Source organism: Haloarcula sp. CGMCC 1.2071, from assembly GCF_037078445.1.
In the GTDB taxonomy this organism is placed as follows: domain Archaea; phylum Halobacteriota; class Halobacteria; order Halobacteriales; family Haloarculaceae; genus Haloarcula; species Haloarcula amylolytica.
On sequence record NZ_JAYMGY010000014.1, the window covers coordinates 1 to 13,610 of the forward strand.

Consider the following 13,610-nt stretch of genomic DNA (forward strand, 5'->3'; position numbering starts at 1 on the left):
CTTCGAGACTGTTGACGACAAAATTAAGCAGGTGCTCTTCCTCTATCTCGCTGTCTGCTTGGGTTGACTGCACATCCTCTCCAAGCAGACGCTTACTCTAACCCGATGTGATCGACTGACATTCGGTTGCGAGAGCAAAGCAAAATCCCACATCCGAAGCGAGGGCTTCCAAGGCCCGCCGGTGCCGGTCGCCGGCCATCCAGAAGCATTGCGCTGGGAAACCGAGACGATGACCGACTTCGGGGGGAATGTGGAATTCATTCCAGATGTAACGAACACCGCCGCCAAAGTTGTCGACGGGGCTGACTACCTGATCGCGACAGCCCGGACGACACTGACGCCACCAGCGGACCATGAGTTCGATAGCTGGGAGCCACTGCAATCCGGCCGCCTGTCGAATCATCGCGGCGACCCACTGTTCTCGGCGCGGATCTTGTCGAAGGCCATCGCGACGCTTTCACCCGGTCATCAGTACGTTCCAGACCGCTACACTATCTACTTTCGTGGACACACAGCACTGTACTTGGAGGGGCCGAGGGGCGGCGTCATCATCGCTGAGCGACTCCCCGGCCTCGACTGAGACAGCAGTTTTCTGTTCCTCCGGCGGGTGAGAGGATGACAGAACCAACCTCCGACGTCCGTGATGGATCAGCCACGAACAGCAACGAATCGACCGTCGACGAGCAACCGATTCCAGTCGTCAAGCCACCATCGGCGTTTGTCTGGCAAGATGAAGTGGTCCCCGCGCTCGATGGAGCTATCACCGTTCGCCCGGAATCTGCCCGGTATCCGATAGCCGCACAGGTTGTCGACGGCGCTGAGTATCTTGTCGCAACAGCCCGAGAAACGTTCACTCCACCAGCTGACTACCAGTTCCAGTCGTGGGACGTACTCCAGTCTGGTCGTCTTGCCCTCCGGTCAGGCGACCCGCAGTTCCCGCCAGCTGATGTGAGCCGTGCAATCGCAACGCTTGCGAAGCATCCTGCGTATCAGCCTGAGCGGTTCACGATCTTCTACCGAGGGTGCGAACCAGTGTATATCGAAGGTCCAGACGCCGGCATTGTGATCACCCCGTGGTAGCTCGATAGCAGTTTTGTGGTCCTCTGGCGGGTGAGAGGATGTCCACACACTCAGCGTCGAAGTCGTTCCAGCATCGCCCGCCAGCAGACACGGGGGAGTGTTCCTGTCCGATCCACGCCAACGGTGACCCGTTCACCGCACCCCTCGGGATTCGATTTGCCGATCACGTCACCGTCGAGCCAATCGACAGAGAGACCGCAGCCGCCGTCTACGAGGCGCATCACTCTTATATGGGGTCGCTGCCGTCGGTCAACCTCACCCACCACGGGCTGTACTTTCAGGACACGTTGGTCGGGGCCATCACCTACCGCTACCCGCTCATCTCGAAGAAGCGAATCCGGTACGGCGTCGACGGCCAGCTCTGTCCTGAACCAGTCGAGATCGACAGTCTTCCAGCGGAGATTCGAGCGACTGCCCGGCGGGTGCTTCCGTCGACGGACACACCAGTCGTTGATAGCGAAGTGGTATCCGGCGACTCGCTCGTCGAGGCCGCGCGGATTTGTCTGGGCGTTCGGATGCCGAACCTCGCGTCGGCAGCGCTGGCCCGCTCACAGGAGCGATTCTTAGCGAACGACGACCGTAACACTCGCTTCTTGTTGACGTGGGTTCGCTCAGACTACGATGGGGCGATGGTTCGAGCGCTGCAAGATAAGGGCTGGACCTGTACGGGCTATCGTGAACCAGGGCAAGCAAGCAACCGTGAGGACAAGCCGATTCGTGAGCGGTATAAATGGCGGTTTCTCTGTCCCATCGAAACTGCTCGGGAGCAGTCAACACTTGCACGGTGGTCTCAGTGACCGACGTCCAGCCCGAGGCAGTGGCTAAGTGCTGTCGGTTCTGTGGAGTGAGGGCCGATATCTCCGGCGAGGCGTACACCTACGTCCGGTGGCCCGACGAAGTGGGGCGAGAAGACGGCGTGTTCCGATTCACGATTTGCCGGGAGTGTGCGCTTCAGGACCGCGACAACGTCGAGCAGGCCGCTTCGCTCTTCCACGAGGCAGATCGGGACTATCTCGTCACCTGCGATGTCTGTGGAGCTGTAGGGTGCCGGTCTGACAGTACTCGTCGGCCAGCAGCGGAGACGTATCGGCTCGCAAGCGTTATCTCCTGGTCGGTGAGTATCAACGGCTTCGACGGGGCAACGCACTCTTGTAGTGAATGTAGTCCGATCCTGCCGGTCGACTGTGTGAAACGCCCTGACCGGACATACGATGATGAACTGCCGCGTCTCGTTGAACCCCCGTTTGACTCACCCCCGAAGACAGCAGACGATGCTCCGGCAGACAGTACACAGGTCGAGATCGACGGGTGGACTGGGTAGCCGCCGGTAGTTCCACGAAACCGGTGGGTCTGGTTCGCTAATGAACAGTACAGAGCGTTTCCTTTTCAGACAAAGGGGGAGTTTGTCTGTGGACTGCGTCCGGTAATGAACGGTGTCAAGAAGAACAGAACACCACCAACTGCGGCGACGGTGATGCCAAGACCGAATGGAAGTATCGTCAGTGTAGCGGGGTCATACGTCATCTCGAACGAATAGACTGAACCTTGGTACTGGACGGCGTTATTAGCGAACGTACTCAAGGTGGCATCTTCAACTGGGGCTGCTCCGCCATCATTTACTCGATCAAATACTTCTTTCTCCGCCGAAGTAAGATCCGAATACGGCACCGTTGGTTCATTTGTATCAGGGACGGACTGGTCAATCTGAACCATGTAGGGTGTAGATTGTATCTCACTGTATGCAGCAAATCCCGTTGTTGCAATCCCGATGATGAACAACCCGATACCAGCGGCTTGGAGGGTGGGGTGAAGTCGCGGAGAGGGACTCATTAAAACATTATTCAATTTACCAATTATATCAAACTTTTCACCGAGTGCTGGTCGGGAATCGACAGGTTCGCAGGCTTGTTAAGCAGGTATTTCAGCCAACGGAGTAAGTAAAAAATCCTATCCACAGCGGCAACGAGTCCTAATTTTGTGTTCCTCTGGCGGGTGAGAGGATGTCTCGAAATATGTCCTGCCGTCGTTCGGAAGACCTGTCGCAGCGAACCACCTCACAGTTCGTCGAGTCCATCACGGCGACTGTTCGAAGACAGCCCGACAGCGCCGATGTTGAAGCGGTTGTCCTCCGTGCGGTGGCCCGGCGCTCAGACAGTATCGACCTCCCGGACGTACTCGAACTTCGCTCGCTCCTGGATGTCGACGGCGAGCAGGTAGACACGCTAGAGGAACAGGTCACGAGTATCATCAGCGCCATCGAAGCCGAACTCGCTGGTTGGGACCGCCGGGAGGTCGCTGCATGAACGCAGCAGGAACGGCCACGTTGGGTGATTTCGGCGCTGGTGGCCCACGCTCGGATGCGCTGATTGACACGCAGAGCGCGGCACAGGAGGCCGCTGTGGGCGAATGGGAATTTCTCGCCGCTGGCAACGACACGATCGGGTGGCACATTCCCGACACCGGAGCGACAGTCCTGCTCAAACGAAGCGATGCTGGCTGGACGCTCGAACGGGCGACCAAACTGGTCGGGACGCGACGCACACTCGATGCTGGGCTGGAGCTTGCCAGCTCATACATGGCAGATAGACCGGAGGGAGCGTCGGCATGGCGATGATCGAGCGCGAGCAGTGGCGTCGCGAGGAACGCCAGCGAGTTGGGGCCGCGCTGGCACGAGCCCGGTTCTGGCAGTCGGTTGCGCCGCATAAGATCGGCTTCTGGGAGGCCGTCGACGAGACGCTTCTGGCTCACTACCCGGGCTGTCGGTACAAACGCAGGACGACACTCGATGATTTCCGGGAGGAAGATGCATGAGCGACACTTCTGACCCAATTCTCGATGAACTCCCTCCAGAGCGGTTGCTGGACGCCGACCATCTCCAGCCAATCGTCGCCGGCATCAACTGTATGCACTCAATGGAGACGGTCAAGCGGTATCTCGCATACGAAAACCAGCACCAGAACCGGACGCCAGTCCAGTCTCGCCTTCGAGAGCGGGCACGCGAGATCCGTCGCGATGACTCGGATTCCGAGAAGCAAGCCATCGCATAATTTCTGTGCCCCAGCGGGGTGAGGGGCGTCCCACAGGGGGCGCTCTGCCTACCGACTATGTGTGAAAACAAGACAGACGAGACGGCTGTACAGCAGTGCGACGACCTCGATATCGACCCTGATGCCGTGGATATCGGTGGTGGACTGAAAACGACCGAGGGCACGTCTGCACTCGCCGTCGTCGGTGTTGACGCTCAAAAGGAGCGGGTGAAGGTGTACTCCCCGTCCGGCGAGCTGACGGTCGATCGCTGGGTGAGCATGGACCTGTTCAGCGTCCACTCCCCGAACGAGGACATCCAAACCGACGCCGACCGCGAAGCGTGGCTGAACGAGACGCTGCCGAAGAAGGCTACGCATATCGACGGCAACGTGTACCCACTCAGGTATGCCATCGACGAGAACGGGAACGTAATCGCGGAATAATCGAGGAGCCGTACCAGCCACTCTTTCACTCACTCTCATGCTCACGGTTCCCGAGCGCAAGTGCTCGGGGGACACGCTCCACCTTGGACCGGCAGGCCGGTCCGGCGGTCCCGCTTCTGGAGGCAGGTAAGGCTCATCGCGATGAATCGGATGGCCGGGAACGAGCCGCCGTGTATTTTTTGCGCCCCAACGGGCTGAGGGGCGTCCCACTGAGGGCGTGCCGCCGACCGATTATGAGTGTAAACAAGACAGACAAGACGGCTGCACAGCAGTACGACAACTACCCTGATCCCGGCGCCATCGTTCACTTTGGCGATGTCTCGGAGGAACTGGTCGAGTTGGTTGAGGAAACGCTGGAAACCTCCGAGTTCCTTTCGACCTCTCGCGACGACCTGCCCGAAACGACGCTGCTCGTAGAGGCGGTCGAAAATGAGTGACGACCAGCTGTTCATTGTCGTTGAGGGTGTCGGGCCAGCAGATTTTCCTGAGAACGAGGCGAGTTCCAACAAGCAAGACGAGGCCGTTGCTCTTGCGAACGACATACACGACCTAATTCGTGAGGAGTACGGCAAGGAGGAGGTCGAGGGCGTCATCCCGGTGGTCAATCCCGACGCACACGAGCAGATGCAGGCAACGGAACTCTAACCGAGCGGCGAGAAGGCAGTTTCTTTAGCCATGGTGCTGGCTGCAACGCCTGCTCAGTACGCGTGCGAATTGAATGACCATGCCACCGACATCTATATCAGTATGAAAAAAGTATGAATAGGTATGCATGAACACAAACGGAAAGTCGGAGATCGGGGGCAGGTGACGATTCCGAAGGAACTGCGAGACCGTCGTGGCATTGAAGGCGGTGACGAAGTTGAATTCGTCGAAGTGAATGACGAGATCATAATCAAACCGCCGACAGATGAGGAACGGCTTGCTGAAGGATACCGAAAGAGAGCCGAGCGGTCTCGTGAGTTGGCTGAAGAAATGGAAGAAGCATCCTCAGAAGCAACCGGGCATCTCGGTGACGCTCCCGGTTGGAGCGAGTGAATTCTGGAGTCAATTGTGCAGGTACGCCGCGGCGACATTGTCATTGTTGAACTGAATCCCACGAAAGGGAGTGAGCAGCAAGGGAAGAGCAGACCCTGTGTTGTCATCCAGAACGATGTTGGGAATCAGTACTCGCCGACAACCATCATCGCTCCATTCACAAAGCAGTACACGTCTGGAGACACGTACCCGTTCGAGGTAGAAGTACTGGCTTCGGATACTGTCCTTGGTCACGATTCAGTGGCAGATCTAAGTCAAATCCGGGTTGTCGACATCGACGAACGTGTAAAAAAGAACATTGGGTCTGTCCCGTCATCAGACATGGTGAAAATCGACTCGGCAATCAAAGATAGCCTCGGCATTTGAGCGAAAAGTTCCGTCAGTGTATAGTCTGCACTGACCACTTCTGTCTGAAATAGAGTTGCGCCTTCACGAACTCTAGTCGCCGAATTTTCTGTGCCCCAGCGTGGTGAGGGGCGTCCCAGAGAGGGCGTGCCGCCTATTATCCATGGCTACCACAGAATCCCGTAGCGACGCCGGCAGCATCGACGAGAATGAAATGGAGGAGGCTGGCCCGAACAGCCGTACCCTTCGGGCGCTGACCGAAGTCATGACCGTGTTGGACTCGATTGGTCGGGCGCGAAACGCCGACAACCTCTTCCTAGTCAACTCCGGGTCTGGCTCAGAGTATCTTGTCGACACTCGAACAGGGAGTTGTGAGTGTAAGTGGAAGCAGTTCAACCCCGGCGAGGAGTGCAAACACCAGAAGCGAGTCGCCTTCGCCACCGGCGAGCGGCCCATCCCGCAGTGGGTTGACGACGGCGCTCTGGACGACCAGTTTGGGCTGCACGTCGACGGCGACCCTCGGAAAGCAGTCGCTGATGGCGGAGTCATGCAGGTTCGGTTCGACGACAGCGGCGTCACGGACCCAACTGAGGACCCCTTAGCCGTCACCTCCGAAGACGAACCGCGTACGAAACGAGCGAAGCAGGAAGACATCGACGTTTCCTTCCTCGCAAAGCCCGGTCGCTACGAGGTTCATTCGGCGTCGGATAGCCGGTACGAGGTGGATGTGCTTGAGGAGACGTGCAGTTGTCCCGATGAGGCCGAGCGATGCAAACACCGTCGCCGGGTCGAGATCGAGATCGAAGCCAAGCGAGTCCCCCGCCCGGATGGAAAACTGCCAGACGCCTAACCGGGGGCCGCAGTGTGTTTTCTGCCCCTCCGGTCAGGTGAGAGGATGTCTCGAAATATGTCTTCACAAACCGTCCAGACAGCGTTGTCTGCAGCTACGCCGGGCTGTCCCGAGTGTGGCGGCGAACTCGACAGCACCGGGCGAGAAACGAACTGCGAGGACTGTGGCCTGGTGACCGATCAAGACCAGATCGACCGCAGGCCAGAGTGGCGGACGTACGACAAGGAGGAACAGAAGCGGACGGGCGCACCCCGAACAGCCACTCGGCATGACCAAGGCCTGTCGACGAACATCGGCTCGGTTGAGAGTGCAGACATCTCTCCGAGACGGCGTCGACGGCTTGCTCGCCAGCGACGACTCCACGGCCGGTCGAAGTTCACCAGCAAGCGCGACCGGAATCTTGCTCACGGGCTTGGCGAAATCCGACGCATCGCGAGTGCGCTGTCTGAGAGCAACGCGGTGAAAGAGCAGGCATCAACGCTCTTCAAGGAAGCCCAGGACAAGGACCTCCTGATCGGACGGTCGATTGAGGGCGGTGCAGCGGCCGCTGTATACGCTGCCTGCCGATGCACCGGCCTCGTGACGATGGAGACGGTAGCCGATGTTGCCCGGTATTCTGCATCGCACGTCTGGAACTGCTACCGGACGTTCTTGGTGGAACTTGATCTCCCAATCCCAGTGTCGCTCCCGGTGGACTGGGTGGCACGGATTTGTTCAGACCTTCCATTCAACGTTGCGCCGGACATTCGCCAGCGAGCGCTCGAACTGGCAGAGCAGGCGACCGAGTCCACAGAGGTCAACGGGCGACCAGACGGTATCGCAGCTGGCGCTCTGTACCTCGCCGGGAAAGAGTCAGACATCCGGCTCACGCAGGCGACGATCTGCGAGCCGCTGGATGTGCATATTACGACGGCCCGTCAGTGGTTCCAAGAGATCGAGGAGCATATCGTTGAATGAATTCTCGCGACCGTTGTTTTGCGTGCCCCGGCGAGGGTGCAGGGCGAGCCAGCAAGCACGTCCTGAGAGATACGTATGTCAGTTACTGATACTCCCGAATCAGCGACACAGCACGACTCTGAGGCTGTTTTCGCGTCGGCCCCAGCACTACGGTCGCCAACGAAGGTCGCATCGTTTGTCGAACGAGTTCTCGTCGAACTTCGCCACGAAGCCGTGGCTGCTCGGTACGTGACTGATCTAGACCGGGCTGGAGCGACGACAATCTGGTGCCGGGTCGAGCACACGCCGTTGGACGTCGGCGCAGAGTACGTCCAGATTCGAGACGACCCCCGGCTAGGGGTTGGCGTTGAGCCGTGTTCGCAGGCGACGGTTCGAGAACGACTGTGCCAGTGTCTTGACCACGATCGGACTGGGCACGTCGACGTTCGGCCGTTGGCCGGCGTCTCGATGAGTGGCGACTGATGAGACGATACCACTACTCGACAGAGCAGCCGTACGTCTCAGAATAGGTGAAGAATTATACTACACGAACGTATAGCATTTGTATATGTCTGATGCAGACAGCGATACTGGAAACGGTGGTCCAGAGATGGTACAAATAAACCTCCGACTGAGCAAATCGTTTCTTGAAGACATCGATGCAACGTGGCAGGAGGAGGGATTCAATTCACGGAGTGAGTTCCTTCGCCACGTCGCTCGGGATGCAGTGAAGCACTCTGCATTTAGTCGGAGTGGGTGGAAACAGATTGCCGCGAGCGAGCACGATCTTCGGTCGGGTAATGCTGAACTGGTTTCGCGTGAGGAAGTCCGTGCAATGATGGATCAAGACGGTAATGACGAGTGACGCTGAGTGGACGTGGAAGTTCACTGAGCGTGCGACTGAGCAGTTTGGTGATCTCGATACGCACGTTCAGGATCGAATCGTTTCGAAACTAGACGAGGTTGTCGACTCAACATGGCGCGAGCCCAAGGACTTCCTAGAACCACTGACTGGCGGGCCGTTCTGGAAACTCCGAGTTGGAACGTACCGCCTTGCATGTGTGCTTGCACATGATGACTCAGTGCTTGAAATCCACAGAATCGAACACCGGAGCGGTGCTTACACGGCTGACGACGACTGACCGTCGCTTGTTCGCTTTGGAAGGTCGAGATCGCCGAGGGCAGCGTGCTGGCGGAGAACACAGAGATGCGGGCAGACGGTCGTCGCCTGGAAGACTTCGCAGCTGCACCAGCCGGCGTGGGTCCCGTTGGGATGCTCGGCGAGCGAGCAATTAACCGGACAGTCGTCGTCGACGGAGACAAGAAACAGGTCCGGGCGGCCGCCCTTCGTTACGTCGACACTGGCATCGAGGGCGGCGTTCCACGTTGCTGACCGGTCGTCACGAATCCGCTGGAAGTCAAGATCACGGGTCCCGCTGGGCTGGCGGGATATCCACTGATCTGGGGCCGAATACTCGCTGGTCGTGGTGGGGGACTCGGCTGTTTTCATGATGAGTCCTCGTACTAACACATATACCCTCAAACAGCAAAAAGTTGCTATAGAGGCGACACAGAGCGGATTTTGTGTTTCTCTAGTGGCTGAGAGAATCCAACAATGAGTAGTGGATACCGACGAGGGACTACCGGGCCGAAAAAGCTGAAGTGGCGCTGGAAAGATGAGACTGACAATCGGTCGCTGCCCCAATCGTGGGCCGACAACGGTCGCACAGAATCTCCCGAGGAGAACGAAGTGCAGTTGTACGCAATCCAGTGTCGGGCTGGGATCTTGCTGGAGTGGCTGGTCAATACACGAACAGGAAAGCTACTCAGAGGTCCACTGAGTGAGAAACCGGGGATTCGCGTTCTGTACGTCACCGCTGGTGGTGAGTATGCGGTCATGAAAGAGTTGGAGGCCCGCGGAATTGACGACAGTTGGAAGCCGCCCAAGCAGTTCGCCAGCATCATCGCGAAGCACCCAGAGGAGGCTGATCCCGTTCCAGACTCCAGCCAGGACTACTACCGACGCTTGGTCGAAGACCTATACGACCCGTCGTAGCTGTTGTGAATACGGGATCTTCATCCGTGAAAGCAATTGAAACGACCGCTCAGTATGCGTGTAGACGTATCGATGTGTTCAGTATGAACCCGGCAAAATGATTAATAGTACTACTAACGTATTACGGACGTATGTCTGAAGCAACCACAGGAGGAGACGAGGAGGATAAAATCGTCACAGTGAATTTCAAAGCCACAGAGTCATTCCTCGACGAAATCGACAAGACGTGGCAAGGACGCGGTTTCAACAGCCGGAGCGAGTTTATTCGTTACACACTCCGAGATGCTGTCGAGTTCCCGACGTTCGACCGCGACGAACTTATCGCACTCCTCGCTGCTGAGGAAGAAAGTCGTGAAGGAAAAACGATGGACGCCGAAGAAGCGCGTGAGAGGTTTGGAACAAGCGATGAGTGATGACGAGTGGACGTGGGAACTCTCTTCCACGGCACAGGATGATCTTAACTCACTCTCACCAGAGGTACAGGACCGAATCCTCGATAAACTCACTGAGATCGTCACCTCGCCGTGGCGCGACCCGCCAGAGTACGGCGAACCACTTCAGAACAGCCCACACAAGAAAATTCGAATCGGACAGTTCCGTCTCTCCGTGACGTTTCGGCAAGAAGAACAGTTGCTTGTTGTCGCCAGGATCAAACGCCGTGGTGGCGCATATACGGCTGACGACGACTGAACAGGCTCTATATTCACTCGGTCCCTATCTTGACCCGATCACTTGGCAAGTAGAACTCTCAGAGTGACGCTCTCCAGCAGGCCAGATTTTGTGACTCTCTGGTGGCCGAGAGAGCATGGCTTCGCCACAGATCGACGTCGACGAGATTGTTGCAACGCTTGAGGACATTCGCCAGCGCGGGCACAGCGCGCACACGGTCTTCCGAGACTGGGTCAACCTCATGCTGTTCGCACTGCAGGACCGAGACGACCCGTATCTAGAGATCGTCGACGACTATCGCGAGCGTGGCGATATGGCCCATCCAGACGGACAGCGGTCGGTCGACCTCTTCGCCAAGGCGTTCGGCCAGCTGCAAGAACGGATGGCGGCTACCGATGCTGACGTTCTGGGTGCTGTCTACGAGGAGTACGGAATGTCCAGCGATGCGTTCGGCCAGCACTTCACACCACACACCGTCTGCGAGACGATGGCCGAGATCGCCGGCGTCGGAGACGAGAGTGATACCGATGATAGACAGACGGTCCTTGACCCGGCCTGTGGGAGCGGTCGAACACTGCTGGTCGCCGGTCGAAAGCAGCCAGACGCGCTGTTTGTCGGGCAAGATAAGGACCCACTGTGTGCCCGAATGACGGCACTGAACTGCTGTTTCCTGAATCTGGATGCCTACGTTATCCAAGGCGACTCGCTGACTGTCGAGTTCCAGCGAGCGTGGCAGACCTCGTACTCTTCGCTGGGTGGGAGTGTTCGCGAGCTAGACGACGAGGAGGTCGAAGAGCTACACGAGTGGGTGACCGACGCCTTCGAGAATACGGTCGAGGCGGAGAACGAGTCCAGCCCAACTCAGGGGACAGACACGGGCTCTGAAGAGCGAACACCACCGGCTACGGTGTCTGTTCCAAGTGAGCAGGCCAGTCTGGGTGCGTTCGAGGGCAGCGATTGACAGCTGTTTTGTGAGCCCCAGTCGGGTGCGGGGCGTTCCAGTGAGAGCGTCCCGAGGAAAACCATGTCAGAAGAATCAGACACAGAGCCAGACACGGCTCCAGACTCGGTTGAAAAGGTCGAACGAACGGACTTTGGGTGCAGTATGGAAGCACGGTTGGATCGAGGCACTGACACCCGCGATCAAGACAGAGTGACGATCAAATCGAAGGGTGAGACTGCCGAGGAGACGATTGTGGAGTTCTACAAGCTCTTGGAAGAGTACGACCAGGAGATCAGTGGTCGGCTTCGGGATGTTCAGCCCGAGGCAGACGAGGCAGGCGAGGAAGACGGCGAGTAGGACTCTCCATTATACTGCCCAGCGGTTGGGTGGGTGTGACCGTGACGGCGGAACACACGGTTCTGTTAATTAGCGCGAAGCAGTGGCTAAACGCTTATATCCGAGGATAGGCAATTTTTGCGTGGAAGGAACACTGTCACACGCTCCTTCCATCCCCTTTCCATGCCTGATGACACGCAGAGTCTCGGTCGCTGTCCAAGCTGCGACGAGCGTATCACAACTCCGTGGCTGCTGGTTGAATACGAGAAAGATGATGGCACAGAGGGCATCTGGGCGGAGTGTCCGACGTGTGAAGACGTCGTTGCGCCGGAGTAATCTCTTTTTGACTACCTCTGCTGTGAGTTGTTCTGTAGTTCGTCGAGTAACATAGTTAGCCACCTTACCCTATCGTTTTTGCCGGTCGCTACAGACTCTTGAACATGACTTTCGGACCAACGTGGAACAATCTCCGTGACAATGTTGAAGCCCTCAAATCTGATGCGACCCTTGTTACCCCGCTGTCACGCAAAGCCTTCGCCATTGAGGATGTGCAGGAACACCGAGTGCTGATTCAGTACCGAGACGGCGACGAGACGATTCCCCTCCAGAAAGACCAATTTGAGACGCTATACGAGCGCGTGAGCGAATCCCAGGGAAAATTCGATGTTGACCGCCTGCCGCCGGACGCGGAACCGTACGCAACTGTGTTATCTCTGCATCCACGCTTCGAGGTGGACGACCGGGCCGGGACACTGACCGAAAGCGAACAGTCCACGGGGTCGCCGCTAGTAGAAGCACAAAGTGGGAGTGAGGAACCTGATGAAACCGAGCGTGAGGAACCAGATTTAGACGTATATGCAGACGCATTACTGCTGATTGACGCGCTTGAGCGCCATGATGTCGGTTCGCTGGAAGCTGTCGACACGCCCGCGCTGGTAAATATCTACACCCTGCTCTCGGACGTCCAGCGTAATGCAAATGACCTCAGGAAAGACGTTCGCAGTGTCTTGCTTGACCGCCTGCATCACGACCAGCCAGTCTCTGGCCAGTTTGGGTCCATTCAGCGGACCACACGTCGGAACCGGTCGCTCAAAGATGCCGAACTGGTGTTGAACGCCTTCGAGTCCGCCGGCATCGAACGCGAACGATTGACGACGGTTGATTCCAGCAAGGTTGATGAAGCACTTGAGGTGACAGAACTGTCCGAGTCCGACGTGTACGACATTGAACCGAGCGAATACGTTCGCAAGGCCGACGTGGACGAACAAGAGAAAGAGACGCGGCTGCAAGGGCTGAAAGATCAATTGGAAGCGACTGAGGGTGACGAGGCCGATGAACTTCGCGAGGAAATCGAAGAGCTCGAAGACCGGATTGCTGAATTGACCGAGTTCCGGTCAGGCCGGTCATTTCATGAGTCTTCGGCCGGCGGATAGCGTAACCACCGCGTACAACGGGTGTCTTAATCGTCTCTTTGGTGGGTATTCAGCAACCCATATACCACTTCTATAGCGTCTTCACTCTCTTCTCAGTAGTTCGGTGGGCAACGGTATTGTGACTGGTCCTTGTGTTGACGGAACCCGGTTCTGACTGTGTAGCACTGGTGTTATTCAAGATACTCATCAGGCGGCCGAATGATTAGATGGTCACGCAGTGATTCAATCAGTTCTGCTGGAAGTCGCACATAGCCGTCGCCGTCTTGCTGTTTTCCGAATAGTTCTTCTGCGTCTGTTTCGATGACAAGCTGGTTAAGATTACCACCGGCTGTGTGGAACGTGACATTATGAAGGGTTCCAAGTTCTTGTCCGTCGGTACTCATCACTCGCGTGCTGGAGAGCGTGCTTGCGAGGACCGTCTGCATACATACTGATTTGTTGTATTCAATGCACA

At 57.3% G+C, this 13,610-nt stretch carries 27 protein-coding genes and 1 pseudogene; 25 read left to right on the plus strand and 3 right to left on the minus strand.

Annotated elements, in window-relative coordinates; genetic code table 11:
- Window positions 1-118 precede the first annotated feature (118 nt).
- From VI234_RS17860 to VI234_RS17875, 4 genes and pseudogenes are all read left to right on the plus strand, one after another.
- Window positions 119-580, plus strand: a pseudogene (locus VI234_RS17860) (hypothetical protein); the annotation flags it as partial.
- A 35-nt stretch (window positions 581-615) separates the two neighbouring features.
- On the plus strand, window positions 616-1,080 hold the full coding sequence (locus tag VI234_RS17865; RefSeq protein WP_336330783.1) for a hypothetical protein: 465 nt from the start codon (window positions 616-618) through the stop codon (window positions 1,078-1,080).
- 38 nt (window positions 1,081-1,118) lie between these two features.
- Window positions 1,119-1,877, plus strand: a complete 759-nt coding sequence (locus tag VI234_RS17870) for a hypothetical protein (protein WP_336330784.1) — start codon at window positions 1,119-1,121, stop codon at window positions 1,875-1,877.
- Complete coding sequence (locus VI234_RS17875; protein ID WP_336330785.1) at window positions 1,874-2,401, plus strand: hypothetical protein; 528 nt, start codon at window positions 1,874-1,876, stop codon at window positions 2,399-2,401. Before VI234_RS17870 ends, VI234_RS17875 begins: the two co-directional genes overlap by 4 nt.
- 65 nt (window positions 2,402-2,466) lie before the next feature.
- On the opposite strand, the gene VI234_RS17880 is transcribed toward VI234_RS17875, so the two are convergent.
- A complete protein-coding gene (locus VI234_RS17880; RefSeq protein ID WP_336330786.1) occupies window positions 2,467-2,910 on the minus strand; it encodes a hypothetical protein in 444 nt (147 codons plus the stop codon).
- A 182-nt stretch (window positions 2,911-3,092) separates the two neighbouring features.
- On the opposite strand from VI234_RS17880, the gene VI234_RS17885 reads away from it, so the two are divergent.
- The 14 genes from VI234_RS17885 to VI234_RS17950 all read left to right on the plus strand — a co-directional run bounded on the left by VI234_RS17885 (window position 3,093) and on the right by VI234_RS17950 (window position 8,861).
- Window positions 3,093-3,383: a hypothetical protein gene (locus VI234_RS17885; protein ID WP_336330787.1), complete on the plus strand. Its 291-nt coding sequence runs from the start codon at window positions 3,093-3,095 to the stop codon at window positions 3,381-3,383.
- The gene (locus VI234_RS17890; protein ID WP_336330788.1) at window positions 3,380-3,694 is read left to right on the plus strand and encodes a hypothetical protein; all 315 of its coding nucleotides are present in this window, start codon (window positions 3,380-3,382) and stop codon (window positions 3,692-3,694) included. The genes VI234_RS17885 and VI234_RS17890 overlap by 4 nt, the downstream gene beginning before the upstream one ends.
- The gene (locus VI234_RS17895; protein ID WP_336330789.1) at window positions 3,685-3,891 is read left to right on the plus strand and encodes a hypothetical protein; all 207 of its coding nucleotides are present in this window, start codon (window positions 3,685-3,687) and stop codon (window positions 3,889-3,891) included. Before VI234_RS17890 ends, VI234_RS17895 begins: the two co-directional genes overlap by 10 nt.
- Window positions 3,888-4,127, plus strand: a complete 240-nt coding sequence (locus VI234_RS17900) for a hypothetical protein (protein ID WP_336330790.1) — start codon at window positions 3,888-3,890, stop codon at window positions 4,125-4,127. Before VI234_RS17895 ends, VI234_RS17900 begins: the two co-directional genes overlap by 4 nt.
- Before the next feature lie 57 nt (window positions 4,128-4,184).
- The gene (locus VI234_RS17905; protein ID WP_336330791.1) at window positions 4,185-4,550 is read left to right on the plus strand and encodes a hypothetical protein; all 366 of its coding nucleotides are present in this window, start codon (window positions 4,185-4,187) and stop codon (window positions 4,548-4,550) included.
- 233 nt (window positions 4,551-4,783) lie between these two features.
- Window positions 4,784-4,987 carry a hypothetical protein gene (locus VI234_RS17910; RefSeq protein ID WP_336330792.1) on the plus strand — a complete coding sequence of 68 codons (204 nt, stop codon included), beginning with the start codon at window positions 4,784-4,786 and terminating at the stop codon, window positions 4,985-4,987.
- A complete protein-coding gene (locus VI234_RS17915) occupies window positions 4,980-5,195 on the plus strand; it encodes a hypothetical protein (protein ID WP_064287787.1) in 216 nt (71 codons plus the stop codon). Before VI234_RS17910 ends, VI234_RS17915 begins: the two co-directional genes overlap by 8 nt.
- Before the next feature lie 123 nt (window positions 5,196-5,318).
- Window positions 5,319-5,588 (plus strand): AbrB/MazE/SpoVT family DNA-binding domain-containing protein, encoded by a 270-nt coding sequence (locus VI234_RS17920; RefSeq protein ID WP_336330793.1) that lies wholly within the window; start codon window positions 5,319-5,321, stop codon window positions 5,586-5,588.
- 15 nt (window positions 5,589-5,603) lie between these two features.
- On the plus strand, window positions 5,604-5,954 hold the full coding sequence (locus VI234_RS17925; RefSeq protein WP_336330794.1) for a type II toxin-antitoxin system PemK/MazF family toxin: 351 nt from the start codon (window positions 5,604-5,606) through the stop codon (window positions 5,952-5,954).
- 142 nt (window positions 5,955-6,096) lie between these two features.
- A complete protein-coding gene (locus tag VI234_RS17930; RefSeq protein ID WP_336330795.1) occupies window positions 6,097-6,783 on the plus strand; it encodes a hypothetical protein in 687 nt (228 codons plus the stop codon).
- A gap of 57 nt (window positions 6,784-6,840) precedes the next feature.
- Entirely contained in the window at window positions 6,841-7,740 is a 900-nt protein-coding gene (locus VI234_RS17935) for a transcription initiation factor IIB (protein WP_336330796.1), read from the plus strand.
- 75 nt (window positions 7,741-7,815) lie between these two features.
- On the plus strand, window positions 7,816-8,202 hold the full coding sequence (locus VI234_RS17940; RefSeq protein ID WP_336330797.1) for a hypothetical protein: 387 nt from the start codon (window positions 7,816-7,818) through the stop codon (window positions 8,200-8,202).
- Between the two features lie 85 nt (window positions 8,203-8,287).
- On the plus strand, window positions 8,288-8,584 hold the full coding sequence (locus tag VI234_RS17945; RefSeq protein WP_336330798.1) for a ribbon-helix-helix domain-containing protein: 297 nt from the start codon (window positions 8,288-8,290) through the stop codon (window positions 8,582-8,584).
- Complete coding sequence (locus tag VI234_RS17950; RefSeq protein WP_336330799.1) at window positions 8,574-8,861, plus strand: type II toxin-antitoxin system RelE family toxin; 288 nt, start codon at window positions 8,574-8,576, stop codon at window positions 8,859-8,861. Before VI234_RS17945 ends, VI234_RS17950 begins: the two co-directional genes overlap by 11 nt.
- On the opposite strand, the gene VI234_RS17955 is transcribed toward VI234_RS17950, so the two are convergent.
- Window positions 8,840-9,229 carry a hypothetical protein gene (locus VI234_RS17955; RefSeq protein WP_336330800.1) on the minus strand — a complete coding sequence of 130 codons (390 nt, stop codon included), beginning with the start codon at window positions 9,227-9,229 and terminating at the stop codon, window positions 8,840-8,842. The genes VI234_RS17950 and VI234_RS17955 overlap by 22 nt on opposite strands.
- A gap of 105 nt (window positions 9,230-9,334) precedes the next feature.
- On the opposite strand from VI234_RS17955, the gene VI234_RS21360 reads away from it, so the two are divergent.
- The 7 genes from VI234_RS21360 to VI234_RS17990 all read left to right on the plus strand — a co-directional run bounded on the left by VI234_RS21360 (window position 9,335) and on the right by VI234_RS17990 (window position 13,156).
- The gene (locus VI234_RS21360) at window positions 9,335-9,775 is read left to right on the plus strand and encodes a hypothetical protein (RefSeq protein ID WP_442905034.1); all 441 of its coding nucleotides are present in this window, start codon (window positions 9,335-9,337) and stop codon (window positions 9,773-9,775) included.
- A gap of 131 nt (window positions 9,776-9,906) precedes the next feature.
- Window positions 9,907-10,188 carry a ribbon-helix-helix domain-containing protein gene (locus VI234_RS17965; protein WP_050007921.1) on the plus strand — a complete coding sequence of 94 codons (282 nt, stop codon included), beginning with the start codon at window positions 9,907-9,909 and terminating at the stop codon, window positions 10,186-10,188.
- Window positions 10,181-10,465, plus strand: a complete 285-nt coding sequence (locus tag VI234_RS17970) for a type II toxin-antitoxin system RelE family toxin (RefSeq protein ID WP_050007922.1) — start codon at window positions 10,181-10,183, stop codon at window positions 10,463-10,465. Before VI234_RS17965 ends, VI234_RS17970 begins: the two co-directional genes overlap by 8 nt.
- Window positions 10,466-10,580: 115 nt before the next feature.
- Window positions 10,581-11,405: an N-6 DNA methylase gene (locus VI234_RS17975; protein WP_336330802.1), complete on the plus strand. Its 825-nt coding sequence runs from the start codon at window positions 10,581-10,583 to the stop codon at window positions 11,403-11,405.
- A gap of 63 nt (window positions 11,406-11,468) precedes the next feature.
- Window positions 11,469-11,744 (plus strand): DUF7389 domain-containing protein, encoded by a 276-nt coding sequence (locus VI234_RS17980; RefSeq protein ID WP_336330803.1) that lies wholly within the window; start codon window positions 11,469-11,471, stop codon window positions 11,742-11,744.
- Window positions 11,745-11,906: 162 nt separating this feature from the next.
- Entirely contained in the window at window positions 11,907-12,059 is a 153-nt protein-coding gene (locus tag VI234_RS17985) for a DUF7837 family putative zinc-binding protein (RefSeq protein ID WP_336330804.1), read from the plus strand.
- Window positions 12,060-12,163: 104 nt separating this feature from the next.
- Entirely contained in the window at window positions 12,164-13,156 is a 993-nt protein-coding gene (locus VI234_RS17990) for a hypothetical protein (RefSeq protein ID WP_336330805.1), read from the plus strand.
- 170 nt (window positions 13,157-13,326) lie between these two features.
- On the opposite strand, the gene VI234_RS17995 is transcribed toward VI234_RS17990, so the two are convergent.
- Complete coding sequence (locus tag VI234_RS17995) at window positions 13,327-13,581, minus strand: PRC-barrel domain-containing protein (RefSeq protein WP_336330806.1); 255 nt, start codon at window positions 13,579-13,581, stop codon at window positions 13,327-13,329.
- Window positions 13,582-13,610: the final 29 nt, after the last annotated feature.

Coding starts and splice junctions, on each gene's coding strand:
- VI234_RS17865 (WP_336330783.1), top strand. CDS start 616: ATGACAGAACCAACCTCCGACGTCCGTGATGGATCAGCCACGAACAGC.
- VI234_RS17870 (WP_336330784.1), top strand. CDS start 1,119: ATGTCCACACACTCAGCGTCGAAGTCGTTCCAGCATCGCCCGCCAGCA.
- VI234_RS17880 (WP_336330786.1), bottom strand. CDS start 2,910: ATGAGTCCCTCTCCGCGACTTCACCCCACCCTCCAAGCCGCTGGTATC.
- VI234_RS17885 (WP_336330787.1), top strand. CDS start 3,093: ATGTCCTGCCGTCGTTCGGAAGACCTGTCGCAGCGAACCACCTCACAG.
- VI234_RS17890 (WP_336330788.1), top strand. CDS start 3,380: ATGAACGCAGCAGGAACGGCCACGTTGGGTGATTTCGGCGCTGGTGGC.
- VI234_RS17895 (WP_336330789.1), top strand. CDS start 3,685: ATGGCGATGATCGAGCGCGAGCAGTGGCGTCGCGAGGAACGCCAGCGA.
- VI234_RS17900 (WP_336330790.1), top strand. CDS start 3,888: ATGAGCGACACTTCTGACCCAATTCTCGATGAACTCCCTCCAGAGCGG.
- VI234_RS17905 (WP_336330791.1), top strand. CDS start 4,185: ATGTGTGAAAACAAGACAGACGAGACGGCTGTACAGCAGTGCGACGAC.
- VI234_RS17910 (WP_336330792.1), top strand. CDS start 4,784: ATGAGTGTAAACAAGACAGACAAGACGGCTGCACAGCAGTACGACAAC.
- VI234_RS17915 (WP_064287787.1), top strand. CDS start 4,980: ATGAGTGACGACCAGCTGTTCATTGTCGTTGAGGGTGTCGGGCCAGCA.
- VI234_RS17920 (WP_336330793.1), top strand. CDS start 5,319: ATGCATGAACACAAACGGAAAGTCGGAGATCGGGGGCAGGTGACGATT.
- VI234_RS17930 (WP_336330795.1), top strand. CDS start 6,097: ATGGCTACCACAGAATCCCGTAGCGACGCCGGCAGCATCGACGAGAAT.
- VI234_RS17935 (WP_336330796.1), top strand. CDS start 6,841: ATGTCTTCACAAACCGTCCAGACAGCGTTGTCTGCAGCTACGCCGGGC.
- VI234_RS17940 (WP_336330797.1), top strand. CDS start 7,816: ATGTCAGTTACTGATACTCCCGAATCAGCGACACAGCACGACTCTGAG.
- VI234_RS17945 (WP_336330798.1), top strand. CDS start 8,288: ATGTCTGATGCAGACAGCGATACTGGAAACGGTGGTCCAGAGATGGTA.
- VI234_RS17950 (WP_336330799.1), top strand. CDS start 8,574: ATGACGAGTGACGCTGAGTGGACGTGGAAGTTCACTGAGCGTGCGACT.
- VI234_RS17955 (WP_336330800.1), bottom strand. CDS start 9,229: ATGAAAACAGCCGAGTCCCCCACCACGACCAGCGAGTATTCGGCCCCA.
- VI234_RS21360 (WP_442905034.1), top strand. CDS start 9,335: ATGAGTAGTGGATACCGACGAGGGACTACCGGGCCGAAAAAGCTGAAG.
- VI234_RS17965 (WP_050007921.1), top strand. CDS start 9,907: ATGTCTGAAGCAACCACAGGAGGAGACGAGGAGGATAAAATCGTCACA.
- VI234_RS17970 (WP_050007922.1), top strand. CDS start 10,181: ATGAGTGATGACGAGTGGACGTGGGAACTCTCTTCCACGGCACAGGAT.
- VI234_RS17975 (WP_336330802.1), top strand. CDS start 10,581: ATGGCTTCGCCACAGATCGACGTCGACGAGATTGTTGCAACGCTTGAG.
- VI234_RS17980 (WP_336330803.1), top strand. CDS start 11,469: ATGTCAGAAGAATCAGACACAGAGCCAGACACGGCTCCAGACTCGGTT.
- VI234_RS17985 (WP_336330804.1), top strand. CDS start 11,907: ATGCCTGATGACACGCAGAGTCTCGGTCGCTGTCCAAGCTGCGACGAG.
- VI234_RS17990 (WP_336330805.1), top strand. CDS start 12,164: ATGACTTTCGGACCAACGTGGAACAATCTCCGTGACAATGTTGAAGCC.
- VI234_RS17995 (WP_336330806.1), bottom strand. CDS start 13,581: ATGCAGACGGTCCTCGCAAGCACGCTCTCCAGCACGCGAGTGATGAGT.